8 protein-coding genes are annotated in these 12433 nt (G+C 66.7%); 5 read left to right on the top strand and 3 right to left on the bottom strand.

Annotated elements, in window-relative coordinates; translation table 11 throughout:
* Positions 1-2 precede the first annotated feature (2 nt).
* Positions 3-1088, top strand: a complete 1086-nt coding sequence (locus JYJ93_RS25780; protein ID WP_206795788.1) for a non-ribosomal peptide synthetase — start codon at positions 3-5, stop codon at positions 1086-1088.
* Between the two features lie 148 nt (positions 1089-1236).
* On the opposite strand, the gene JYJ93_RS25775 is transcribed toward JYJ93_RS25780, so the two are convergent.
* Positions 1237-2760, bottom strand: a complete 1524-nt coding sequence (locus tag JYJ93_RS25775; RefSeq protein WP_206795785.1) for a hypothetical protein — start codon at positions 2758-2760, stop codon at positions 1237-1239.
* Positions 2761-2929: 169 nt separating this feature from the next.
* Between JYJ93_RS25775 and JYJ93_RS25770 the strand changes: the two genes are divergently transcribed.
* A complete protein-coding gene (locus JYJ93_RS25770) occupies positions 2930-4057 on the top strand; it encodes a hypothetical protein (RefSeq protein WP_206795783.1) in 1128 nt (375 codons plus the stop codon).
* Between the two features lie 146 nt (positions 4058-4203).
* Positions 4204-6042: a glycoside hydrolase family 15 protein gene (locus JYJ93_RS25765; RefSeq protein WP_206795781.1), complete on the top strand. Its 1839-nt coding sequence runs from the start codon at positions 4204-4206 to the stop codon at positions 6040-6042.
* Between the two features lie 53 nt (positions 6043-6095).
* On the opposite strand, the gene JYJ93_RS25760 is transcribed toward JYJ93_RS25765, so the two are convergent.
* Positions 6096-8564 (bottom strand): phosphoketolase family protein, encoded by a 2469-nt coding sequence (locus JYJ93_RS25760; protein WP_206795779.1) that lies wholly within the window; start codon positions 8562-8564, stop codon positions 6096-6098.
* Positions 8565-8577: 13 nt separating this feature from the next.
* Positions 8578-9642 (bottom strand): class I fructose-bisphosphate aldolase, encoded by a 1065-nt coding sequence (locus JYJ93_RS25755; protein WP_206795777.1) that lies wholly within the window; start codon positions 9640-9642, stop codon positions 8578-8580.
* A gap of 198 nt (positions 9643-9840) precedes the next feature.
* Here JYJ93_RS25755 and JYJ93_RS25750 point away from each other — a divergent pair, with 198 nt between their 5' ends.
* Positions 9841-11340: a Cof-type HAD-IIB family hydrolase gene (locus JYJ93_RS25750; RefSeq protein ID WP_242543930.1), complete on the top strand. Its 1500-nt coding sequence runs from the start codon at positions 9841-9843 to the stop codon at positions 11338-11340.
* A 112-nt stretch (positions 11341-11452) separates the two neighbouring features.
* Positions 11453-12250 carry a hypothetical protein gene (locus JYJ93_RS25745; RefSeq protein ID WP_206795772.1) on the top strand — a complete coding sequence of 266 codons (798 nt, stop codon included), beginning with the start codon at positions 11453-11455 and terminating at the stop codon, positions 12248-12250.
* Positions 12251-12433 lie beyond the last annotated feature (183 nt).

The following is a 12433-nucleotide window of genomic DNA, read 5'->3' as shown; positions in this document are numbered from 1 at the left end:
CCATGCCCGCGCATCCTGGATTGCCCCGAGACTTCTACGAACTGCGGCTGAAGCAGCTCTGGTCCGACGTCCTGCACCGTGACGACTTCGGGATGAAGGAGGACTTCTTCGCCCTTGGCGGAGACCACGCCAGGGCGGAGGCCCTTGTCGCCGAAATCTCGGCGCGGTTCGACAGCCCACTCTCGATGGCGGCGTTCCTCGATGCGCCGAACATCGAGCGAACGGGCTGTCTGCTGCGCGCGCGCTCCCGGAAGCTCAACACGCAGCCACTCATCCCGCTCCAGCCGAACGGCTCGAAGCGCCCCTTCTTCTTCCTGCCAGGCGGGGAGGGGGCCCCGCTCAACGCCTATGCGCTGGCGCGCTGGATGGGGCCGGATCAGCCCCTGTACGGCCTTCAGACCCGAGGCCTCCATGGCGAGCGCGCGCCGTTCGAGCGAATCGAGGACATGGCGGCCGACCACATCGAGACCCTGCGCACCGTGCAGCCGCGCGGTCCCTACCTCCTGGGAGGCCATTGCTCCGGCGGCATGGTCGCGCTGGAGATGGCGCTGCAGCTTCAACGCAACGGGGAACAAGTGGCCGTGCTCGCGGTGTGCGACGCCTGGTCGCCCGCCAATCTCAACCTCCGCATGCCGAACGAGACCTTCCTGACCGACCTGGTCGAGTTCTACTCCATCGTCGCGGCGGGCTTCCGGTACTGGTTCGACGTGGACGTCGGGCTGAAGAGCGAAGAGATGCGGACCCTGGATCCGCGCGAGCGCGTCAGGCACTTCATGGACCTCGCCAGGAGGCACGGGGCCTATCCACCGGACGAGCCCGACGCGCGCATCGAGCACATCCTGGCGCTCTATCGCGCCGCCAGCGACTCCGCCTACGTGCCGGCCGAACGCTTCCGGGGGCCCATCACCTTCCTGCGCGCGATCGACAGCAAGTTCTGCGAAACGGTCACCGAGGGCTGGGAGGACCTCACGACCCAGCCGTTGCGCCTGCGCATGGTCCCGGGCAACCACGTCTCGCTGCTGACCGAGCCACACGTGCAGGCAGTGGCGAACGAGCTGCGCGCCGCCATCGCGGAGGCGCACGTGTAGTGCTCGCCTTCTTGACGCGGTCCGGTTCCGGCCGCGAGCAGCCGGCGAAGATGCGGTGCCGGAAGGAGGGGGGAACTTTTGTCGAACCTGGGGCCCGAAGAACGCGCTCTAAGCACCGGGCGTGGATCGCCACCCAGGACCCGGGAGGCTATTGGCTGCCAGCCTTCTGCTTCTTGGGAATTTTCTGCCAGGCCTGCTGATACCTGCTCGTCAGCGTATAGTACGGTGAGCCAGCCTTCTCGACTTTGAGGTTGATTGCATGGTCGATGTGGCCTCCTTCGTCTTTGCGCTTGGTGTAGTCAAAATCCAACGCGTATAGATTTTTGATCTCCTCCTTGAGCGCACGCAGGACTCCGCCACAGGTTGCACATGGGGGCTTCGCGCCCGCGATGTAGACAGATTTGGGGACGTTGTTGGTTTTCAAGCGCTCTGCGAGGACCAGCAGCAAGCGTTGCTCCGCATGCAGATCTGTTGGGGCCTCTTCTTGCTCTTTGAGGATGATCACGCACTTGCCGCCGGTCATCTTGTTGATGCATTCAGCAGTGGTGTTGGCGAACTTGCAACTCCCGTATTCCTTCAGGAGTGTCCTGCTCTCGGCGAAGCTTTGTTTGTTCGTGTCCTTGTCTGGGAGGAGTTTGATTGAGCTCTTTGCGGAAATACTGGCGAGTGTCGACGGTTTGTTCGCCGTCACGACGATGTATTCATCCATGCAGATGGCCTGAACTTCAGTCGCGTTCTTGCCGGCACTTGTGAAAACAGCCTTGGAGAGTTCGCCAAGCGCCTTCAAGGTTTGGGCGGTCTTGTCCGAAACGTCGCTGTCATCATTTTTTGGCAACACCCCTTCAGCGATGATTGCGTCGCTTACCTCGGCGTCGAGCATGTCTCTGGCAAGCAAGTCGCGGAGTTTCATGATGGAATCAAGATATTTCGTATTGGTGGCATCAACGGGCTCGCTGATGTCGGTCCGCGTGTTGAGGACATCCATGAACTTCATGACCAGGTCTATCTTTTCATTGCTGAGCGCATTGATTGGCTTCCGCGCGAACTCCGAGGGGTCGCCAATCAGTGTCAAGAAGGACTCAAGGGCACAGTCTCCAAGCGGATTGGTTGTGATGTGGTCCGTGATCTGGGGATCGGCGCCGGAAGAGAGCTTGGCCACTTGATAGTGCGTGCCATCCCATTGAAGGGCGGTATTGTTTACCTCCCAGGTGCTCTCAGGGTCGCCGGCCGTCAGGTACCGCCAGTCTTTTTCTGATGGAATGGCAATCCTGAATCGCACGGAGAACATCAGTCCGAGCCTGTTTAGTTCCGTGAAGCCGATCCAAATACCCATCTTCCTGATGCGGGATCGATACAGGGCGAGATGTTCATTTGTGATGGTCCAGTTCGTAATGGCTTTCCAGTCTCCTATGGTTGACGCTTCGAGTCGCCGAAAATGTCCGTTGAGTTCGCGAAGGATGATTCGGCAGAGATCGGTATTGTCTCCCTGGAGCTTGAGCGCTCGGTATTGCGAATCGAGGCTTTTTCGGTGCTCCTGTAGTTCCTTCTTCGCATCCTCGTCCAGTTCGTCCTTTTTCCACTGCGCGATGATGGAGTTGACACGCAGCGCATGCTCGACAAAGCAAGGCACGCAGTCTGCGTCGGCCTCGGTCGAGTGGTTTGAACAGGGCATGTTTGGCCTCAAGAAGAATGCACATCTGCGAGGGAGCGGGTAATCATTGCCAGCCGTGGATGTCGAATGGGAGGACTGAGCAGGTCAGGCCCGTTTCACGGGTGCCCAGGCGCGGCAGGCAAGGGCTGAGCAACCCGCCAGGACGGCTGGGTTCCCCCAGACCTACAACATGTCAACCGCCATCGCCGCGTCCCTGCTTTACGTCGTCGCGGCCACGCCCCCCGAAGCCTTTGTCCAACCGGTCTGCAAGTACGAACCGGGGACCGTGTACAAGCTCAAGTCCGTCCATGGGCCCAGCGCATCGAAGCCCGCCCACAAAACCGTCCCCATCGCCAACGGCTACCACCTCAATGTCAGCGTGAACGGCGGGCTTCCGTACACGGTCCTCGTCGATACCGGTTCGAACCTGCTGGTCCTCCCCTACGACAAGGTGGGCGGGCTGCCAGCGGATCCGAAAGCCCTCCCAAGCAGCTCCCTGGTCGTGTCTGGCCTGGTGCCCTACGGCTATGGCAGCAGCGGGTTCAGTTATCGTGGCTACCTCGTCGACGTGCCGGTCACCGTCAACCCGGTGCCCGCGAACGCGGCGTTACCGAACGCGCCGACCGCGGCCAAGGTGACCGTCTATGCGGTGACGGAAACCTGCGGGAAGGAAAGCCACTGCGAGCCGGTGACAAAGAACAGCACCCTCGGAATGATGGGAGTGGGCTTCCAGCCAACCCCTGCCCAGCTCGTGCGGAAGGACGGAACCCTCGCCAGCCACACCAACGTCTTCGCTGAACTCCCGAACCTCCCGGCGGTGGGCTACATCTTCGGGCCCGAAGGCATCACGGTCGGGCTGAACGAGACCGAGACCCGGGGCATCACCTGGGCCCGCCTCGACACGAATGGCAAGGCCAGCGGCTGCCTGACCATCACTCCGTCCAACGGCGGTCCAGGCAAGCCACTGTGCGGGACCATGCTGTTGGATACGGGGGTGGGGGAGCTGTTCGCGTGGGTGGGCGCGCAGACGCAGTGCCCGGCGCAAGCCGCCACCGCGCAGGTCGACGGTGGGGCCGTGAAGGCGGGGTTCGGTGGCGTTCCGTTCCCCGACGGGACGACGATCCAGATCACGTCTCCGAGCGCATCACCGTCGATGTCCTACTCCTTCACGGTCGGCAAGGCCGAGCCGGGCACACCCAAGCCGGCGCTCTGCATTGCTTCGCCGGAGCCTCACTCCAACATCGGACGCATGCCCCTCCAACGCTTCAGGTACGTCCGGAATGAGAGCTGCAAGGCTTTTGGCTTCTTGAAGCCTTGACGGCCGCTACCCTCCGACAGGGGGCATGCCTGGGACGTGCCCCCGGAGCACCAGGCGGTCGCTCTCCCTCCGCCGTGACGGTTGCGCCTCCGCATCCCGGACGCCAGCGTCAAGGATTGATCATGAGGCAAGGGGGAGCCACGGCCATGGCGGAACAAGTCACGCGACAACAGAAGGCCCGGGAGCCTGTCGTCCCGGCGCAGCCTGGGATCCAGGCGAACCGCAGGATCGAGGATCACGCGCTCATCGGAAACATGCGCTCGGCGGCATTGGTCGCCCGGGACGGGACCATCGACTGGTTGTGCTTGCCAGACTTCGACTCGGACGCCTGTTTCGCGAGCCTGCTCGGGACGGAGGAGAACGGCGAGTGGGCGCTGGGACCCAGGGAGTCCATCCAGAAGATCACCCGCCGCTATCGCAAGGACACCCTGATCCTCGAGACGGAGTTCACCTGCGGCTCGGGCACCGTCCGGTTGATCGACTTCATGCCCGTCGGCCAGGAGTTCCCCAGGATCGTCCGGACGCTCGTGGGCGTGAAGGGGACGGTGGCGATGCACTCGAAGCTGACGCCACGCTTCGCCTTTGGCCGCTCCATCCCCAGGGTGGAGAGCATGGGCGGCTCGCTCCGTGCGTTCGCCGGCCCGGACGCGTTGTTCATCCGGCGCACGGACAGGGATACCGCGTCCCCGCTGGTCTCGAACTTCGAGGTGACCGAGGGCCAGCGGTTCTCCTGGGTGATGAGCTGGAACTACTCGTGGTTGGATCAGATCCCACCGAACCTGGATGCGGACCAGGCTGAACAGGAGACCCACCGCTACTGGACCCAGTGGGTGTCGCAGATCGTCCCGCCGCCCAGATACCGCGACGAGGTCGTCCGCTCCCTCATCACCATCAAGGCCTGCAGCTACGAGCGCACGGGCGGAATCGTGGCCGCGCCCACCACGTCGCTCCCGGAGACGCCGGGAGGTGAACGCAACTGGGACTACCGCTTCACGTGGCTGCGTGACGCCGTGCTCGCGCACAACGCCCTGAACCGCGCGGGCCTGAACGACGAGGCAACCTCGTTCTGGAAGTGGGTGATGCGCGCCATCGCGGGAGACCCCGCCCAGATGCAGATCATGTACGGCATCCGAGGCGAGCGCCGCCTCACGGAGTCCGAGCTGGACTGGCTCGACGGTTACGGCGGAGCGAAGCCCGTGCGCATCGGCAACGGGGCCTACAACCAGTTCCAGCTCGACGTGCTCGGCGAGGTGGCCGCGGTGCTCTACGCGGGCGCGAAATACTTCGGCGAGGTCGGCCCCGTCGCGCAGCGCGCGCTGCTCAACGTGGCCGAGCAGGCGATGAAGGTCTGGCGGCAGCCCGACAAGGGCATCTGGGAGATGCGCGGCCCCAACCGCCACTTCACCGCCTCCAAGGTGGCCGCGTGGGCGGCGATCGACCGGGCCATCAAGGCCTCGGATGAGACGAAGCTGACGGCCCCGATGGAGCAACTGCTGGAAGCCCGGGAGAGCATCTTCGAGGAGGTCTGCGCGCAGGGCTTCAATCGCGAGATGAACAGCTTCGTGCAGTACTACGGCGGCAAGGACATGGACGCGAGCCTGCTCTACATCCCGATGACCGGCTTCCTTCCGGCAACGGACCCGCGGGTGGTGGGCACGGTGGAGTGCATCGAGCGCGAGCTGCTCCAGGACGGGCTGGTGCTCCGCTTCAAGCCGGACGCCACCGGCTCCGTGGACGGGCTCAGCGGAGAGGAGGGGACCTTCCTCGCGTGCTCGTTCTGGCTCGCCGGCACGTACCAGATGATGGGGCGCTTCGAGGATGCCCGGCGGCTGTTCGAGCACCTGCTGTCCTTGAGCAACGACCTGGGCCTGCTCGCCGAGGAGTACATGCCGAAGCTGCACGCGCAGCTGGGCAACTTCCCGCAGGCGTTCAGCCACTTCTCGCTCGTCAACGCGGCCTACATCCTCACCGAGCCCCGCGCCTGACGCGGCGGCTCCCGGGCCTGCTTCCAGGGCCCGGGAGCGCCGTGGCGCGAACCTCAGTCCGGCCAGGTCCAGCCCGCGACCTCGGGCCGGTCCCGGCCGTGCTCGTGCGCGTAGGCCAGGTTGTCGAGGATGGCGTTCTTCATCTCCTCCTTCAGGTGCCCCGCCTTCGCGCCCAGCCCCGGCACGCGGTCAATGACGTCGATGACCAGGTGGTAGCGGGACGTCTCGTTGAGGATCGCCAGCTCGAAGGGCGTGTTGATGTTGCCCTTCTCCCGGTAGCCATGCACGTGCAGGTCTTCGTGGTCGATGAAGCGATAGGCCAGCTTGTGGATGAGTGACGCATAGCCGTGGAAGTTGAAGATGATGGGCTTGCCCGGCGGGAACAGGCTCTGGAACTCGCGTTGCGTGGACCCGTGCGGGTGATCCGCCGACGACTGGAGCTTGAACAGGTCGACGATGTTGATGAAGCGCAGCTTCAGGTGCGGTGCGCGCGCGCGCAGGATGGAGGCGGCGGCCAGGGCCTCCTGCGTCGCGACGTCACCGCAGCAGGCCATGATGACATCCGGCTCCACGTCCTCGTCCGTGCTGGCCCGCTTCCAGATGCCGAGCCCCTTGGCGCAGTGGGCGATGGCCTCGTCGATGCTGGTGAACTGCAGGTGCTTCTGCTTGTCCGCGACGATGACGTTGACGCAGTCGGTGCTGCGCAGGCACCGGTCCGCCACCACCAGCAGCGTGTTGGCATCCGGCGGCAGGTAGATGCGCGTGACCGAGCCGGACTTGTTCGTCACCAGGTCGATGAAGCCCGGGTCCTGGTGTGAGAACCCGTTGTGGTCCTGACGCCACACCGTCGAGGACAGCAGGATGTTCTCCGACGCAACGGGCGCCCGCCATCTCACGTGGTTCTTGCTGATGTCCAACCACTTGGCGTGCTGGTTGAACATGGAGTCCACGACGTGGGCGAACGCCTCGTAGGTGTGGAAGAAGCCGTGGCGCCCCGTGAGCAGGTATCCCTCCAGCCAGCCCAGCAGCGTGTGCTCCGACAGCATCTCCATGACGCGGCCGTCCCGCGCGAGGTAGCCCCCGTCGGCATCCTCCGGCACCATCTTGGCCATCCACGTCTTGCCGCTCACCTCGTAGATGGCCTGGAGCCGGTTGGAGGCGGTCTCGTCCGGACCGAAGACGCGGAAGTTCGTCGGGTTGTCGCGCATGATGTCGCGCAGGAACTCGCCGAGCGGCTTCGTGTTCTCATGCAGCGTGGTGCCGCGCGAGCCGACCTTGACCGCGTAGTCGCGGAAGTCAGGCAGCCTGAGCGCCTTGCGGAGCAGGCCGCCGTTGGCGTGGGGGTTCGCGCTCATCCGCCGGATTCCCTTGGGCGCGAGCGACCGGAGCTCCGGCATCAGCTGTCCCGTCGCGTCGAACAGCTCCTCGGGCCGGTAGCCGCGCATCCAGTCCTCGAGCGCCTTCAGGTGGGCCGGGTTGCCTCGCACGTCGCCGAAGGGGACCTGGTGCGAGCGCCAGCTTCCCTCCAGCTTGTGCCCGTCCAGCTCCTTTGGACCGGTCCATCCCTTGGGCGAGCGCAGGATGATCATGGGCCAGCGCGGACGCGTCGGGGTGTCCGTCAGCCGCGCCGTCTTCTGCAGGGCGCGGATCTCCTCGACGGCCTGCTCCAGGGTCTCCGCCATCTTCTGGTGCATCTGGGCCGGGTCGCTGCCCTCGACGAAGTAGGGCTTGTAGCCGTAGCCGACGAACAGCGCCTCCAGTTCCTCCGGGCTGATGCGGGAGAGGATGGTCGGGTTGGCGATCTTGTACCCGTTGAGGTTCAGGATGGGCAGCACGGCGCCGTCCCGCACGGGGTTGAGGAACTTGTTCGAGTGCCAGGCCGTCGCGAGCGGCCCCGTCTCGGCCTCGCCGTCCCCCACGACGCAGGCGACGATGAGGTCCGGGTTGTCGAAGGCCATGCCGTACGCGTGGGAGAGGCTGTAGCCCAGCTCGCCGCCTTCGTGGATGGAGCCGGGCGTCTCCGGGGTGACGTGGCTGCCGATGTGCCCGGGGAAGGAGAACTGCTTGAAGAACTTTCGCATCCCCTCCGCGTCCATGCTCTTGTCCGGATAGACCTCCGAGTAGGTGCCCTCCAGGTACGCCGGCCCGAGCACGCCCGGAGCGCCGTGGCCCGGCCCGGCCACGAAGATGACGTCGAGGTTCTGCTCGACGATGAGCCGGTTCAGGTGGACCCAGATGAACGAGAGCGCCGGGCTCGCGCCCCAGTGGCCGAGCAGCCGGTACTTCACGTCCTTCGGCGTCAGGGGCCGTCGCAGCAGCGGGTTGTCCTGGAGGTAGATCATCCCCACCGACAGGTAGTTGCACGCCCGCCAGTACGCGTTCATCAACTCCACTTCCCTGGCGGTGAGCGGTCCCTCGCCCCGGGTCCGCTCGCGGCCTGGAGCAGAGGGCCCCGGGCCGTGCTCCCTGGCGGACAACGGCGACCCATCCTCCATCGCTTCCGTTCCTTCGGGGTGTGCCATGAGATGCCTCCCATCAGTGGTGGATGTGGAGCGTGGAGTCGGAGGGGGCGAAGCCCGCTTCGCCCTCCATGTCCGCGCTGTACGCGCCCTGGGCCGCCGCGCTGTCACACAGGGCGCGGTGGTGGAACGCCCGCTGGGCGGCGGGCACGCGCGCGCTCTGGCCCCGCCAGGCTTCGAGCGCCTCGTCCTGCAGCGCGCGTCCGAAGGAGAAGCTCAGTGTCCAGGGCTTCGGGCCTTCCAGCGCGTTGATGGCGTTGAGGTGCTCCGTGGCCAGGACCGCGTCCTGTCCGCCGGACAGGAAGACGATTCCAGGGACCGCGGGTGGCACGTGGCGCCTCAGGACGCGCAACGTCGCCTCCGCCACCTCCGCCACCGGGACGTGCCTCGCGAAGCCGTGGCCGGCGGTGACCATGTTCGGCTTGAGCAACAGCCCTTCCAGGGACGCCCCCGCGGCGAAGAGCTCATCGAAGACCGCCTGCAGCACGCGCCCCGTCACGTCCTCGCACGGCTCGAGCGCGTGCGCGCCCTCCATCAGGACCTCGGGCTCCACGATGGGCACCAGGCCCTGCTCCTGGCAGAGGGTGGCGTAGCGCGCGAGCGCGTGCGCGTTCGCGTGGATGCACGCCGCGGTGGGCAGCCCGGCGCGGATGACGAAGACCGCGCGCCACTTGGCGAAGCGCGCGCCCAGTTCGCGGTACTCCTCGAGCCGCGCGCGCAAGCCGTCGAGCCCTTCCGTGACGGACTCTCCCGGCGCGCCGGCCAGGGGGTGGACGCCTGCGTCGACCTTGATGCCGGGGATGATGCCTCGGTCCGCCAGCAGCTCGACCAGCGGAGCTCCAGCCTCGCTGCGCTGATGGATCGTCTCGTCCTGCATGATGACACCGCCGATGAACCCGGCGATGCCGGGCGTACCGAAGAGCAGCTCCCGGTACGCGCGGCGGCTGTCCGCGGTCGACTCGATTGCGCGCGCGGTCAGGCGCTTCGTGATCGTGGCGACCGTCTCATCCGCCGCCAGGATGCCCTTTCCGTCCGCGATGATGGCTCGCGCGGTTTCACCGAGTCCTGGCATCGTCGACATGTGGTCCTCCCATCCCCCCGGAGGGAAACCTGAGGGCGCCCCGGTGCGCCAACAACGGGCGGTGGGGCGCTCGGCAACGGGTCTGCCTTTGAGCGCCAGGCTGGATGGTACGGCCCACGTCGCGATGCCATCTTGATGCAGGCCCACTGTCACCGAGGACGCCCGGTGTGTGGAGGCGGCGGGCGGGCGGAGACAGCCATGACCATCAAGTTGCTCATCGCGGACGTCGACGGGACCCTGGTGACGCGGGACAAGATCCTCACCCCGCGAACCTGCGAGGCCGTCGCCCGGCTGCGCGCCAGCGGTATCCAGTTCACCCTCACGAGCGGGCGGCCGCCGCGTGGGATGGCGGGGTTGGTGGCCTCGTTGAAGCTCACCGCGCCCCTGGCTGCCTTCAACGGCGGCGTCTACGTCAAACCCGATCTCACAACGGTGCTGGCGCAGCGGACCCTGCCGCCCGCCATTGCCAGACAGGCCGTCGACTTCATGCTCCAGGCGGGCCTGGATGTCTGGGTCTACCAGGGGGCGGAGTGGTTCCTGCGCGCCCCCGAGGCCTTCCGCGTGGCGCGCGAGCGGAGCAACGTCGGGTTCGACCCGGTCGTCATCGCGGACCTGCACGGTGCGCTCGATGAAGTCATCAAGCTCGTCGGGGTGAGCGAGGACACGGCGAAGGTCGCGCGCTGCGAAGTGGAGCTCGCCTTGCGGCTGGGCACCGAGGCCTCTGCGGCGCGTTCGACGCCCTATTACGTCGACGTCACGCACCCTGAAGCGAACAAGGGGATGGTCGTGCGCGAGGCCGCGCGTCTGCTCGGGCTTCCCCTGGAGCAGATCGCTGCCATCGGGGACATGGCCAACGACCTGCCCATGTTGAGCATCGCCGGCATGGGCATCGCCATGGGCAACGCCAGCCCGGAGGTCCAGCGGCCTGCGCGCCACGTCACGCGCACCAACGACGAGGAGGGCTTCGCCCACGCGGTGGACACCTTCATCCTGGGCCAGCCGCCCCTCGCGCGGACGAAGCTGGGACTTCCGCCGCGCGCGCGGGCCTGCCTCTTCGGCCTCGACGGCGTCCTCACGCAGACGGCCAGCTTCCACGCCCGGGCCTGGAAGCAGCTGTGCGACTACTACCTGCGGCAGCGGGCGCGGTCCTCACGTCAGCCCTTCATCCCCTTCGACCTGGTGCGCGACTACAGCCGCTACTTCGACGGCAAGCCGCCCCTGGAAGGCATCCACGCGTTCCTCGATGCCCGCGGCATTGAACTGCCGGAGGGCACGGTCCACGCGCTGAACGACCGCAAGGGCGAGCTCCTGGTGGAGCTGCTCCGGCAGGAGCGGGTGGACACCTACGAGGGGACGGTCCGCTACGTCCAGGCGGCGCGCGCCGAGGGACTCCGGACCGCGGCCGTCTCCGCGAGCAGGCACGGCGCGGAGCTGCTCCAGTCCGCCGGCATCCCGGCGCTCTTCGACGCGCGGCTGGACGCCACGCAGCCCCCCGAGCTCTACCTCGCGGCCGTCCGGGCCCTCGGTGTGGACGCCGACGATGCGGTCCTCTTCGAGGACACACCCGGCGGCGTCGCGGCCGCGAGGGCCGCCCACTTCGCCTATGTCATTGGCGTCGACAGGGTGGGCCAGCCTGCCGAGCTGCGCCGCCACGGCGCGGACCTCGTGGTGGCGGACCCCGCCGTCCTCCTCGGCTAGGACGAAGCCTCCCTCCGGACGACGGAAGCGCTATCCTCCCGCTCCCATGAAAGTCCTTGAACGAGGCAGTGCTCCCCTTGCGCCGCTGCGGCTCAGCCCTCTCGTGGGGAGCGTGCAACGCATCCGCGTCCGCTCCGAAAGCCAGGGCGCCATCAAGGACGCGGGCCAGAAGACGCCGCTCCCGCCCGTTCCCGGCGTCCAGATGGTGCTCGCCGCGGAGGTGCTCAGCGTGTCCGCTTCCGGAGAGGTGCGCTTCCAGTTCACGCTCGAAAACGCGGCGCTCCTCATCCAGCCCGGCACGCCGCCCCAGGCCGTGGAGAAGCTCCATGCGCAGCTGGAACCGCTGCCCGGACTGACGGGTGAGGGCCGCGTGGGCGCGGACGGACGCTCCCAGGGCTTCACGCTGAAGCTGCCCAAGGACATGGCCGCCCCCGTGCGCACCCAGCTCCAGCAGGCGACGGCCACCCTCGCGGGCCTCGGGCGCATGCTGCCCACCGATGCCGTGGGGCTGGGGGCCCGCTGGTCACCTCCCTTGCCCGGCAAGGGGCCCCTCGCCGGAGCCCGGACCACCCTGGAGCTCAAGAAGCGGGAGGCCACGGGCTTCGGCCTGCGATTGGAGCTGGAGTCCACCTCCAAGCCCCAGCCCGCGCCGGACAACCTCCGCACGAAGAAGGGCGGCGAATCCCTCACCACCTACGTGCGAGGTCAGGGCGGCTGCACGTTCAGCCTGGATCGTTTGTGGCCCACGCGCTTCGAGCTGGACGTCGAGACGCGTCTGGCATTGCGCGCGGAGGACAAGGACGCCCCCCGTCGCATGGACAGCTTCGCGACGCTTCAGATGCGCCTGCGCGAGCTGTCGTTCAGTCCTCCCAAGCCCCAGGCCGCTCCCGCCCGCGCCAGCCGGCGCTGAGCGGTGCCCAACCCATGGTAATTCCAGGGTTTCTGTCCAGCCGCGACAGGGGACGCAACCGCGAGTCCCTTTGATGGATAATCAGCCGAGGGGTTTTGTGGGCCCGATGTGAGCGGCCCTCATCAATTTGCTGCGCCCGATTGGGGGAAGCGCATGGGTATCGACGGAACTGGTAGCAATCGT

Origin of the sequence: Corallococcus sp. NCSPR001, assembly GCF_017309135.1 — a bacterium.
Classification (GTDB): Bacteria; Myxococcota; Myxococcia; order Myxococcales; family Myxococcaceae; genus Corallococcus.
The sequence above is the reverse complement of the archived record's forward strand: the minus strand, read 5'-3'. Positions and strand labels throughout refer to the sequence as shown.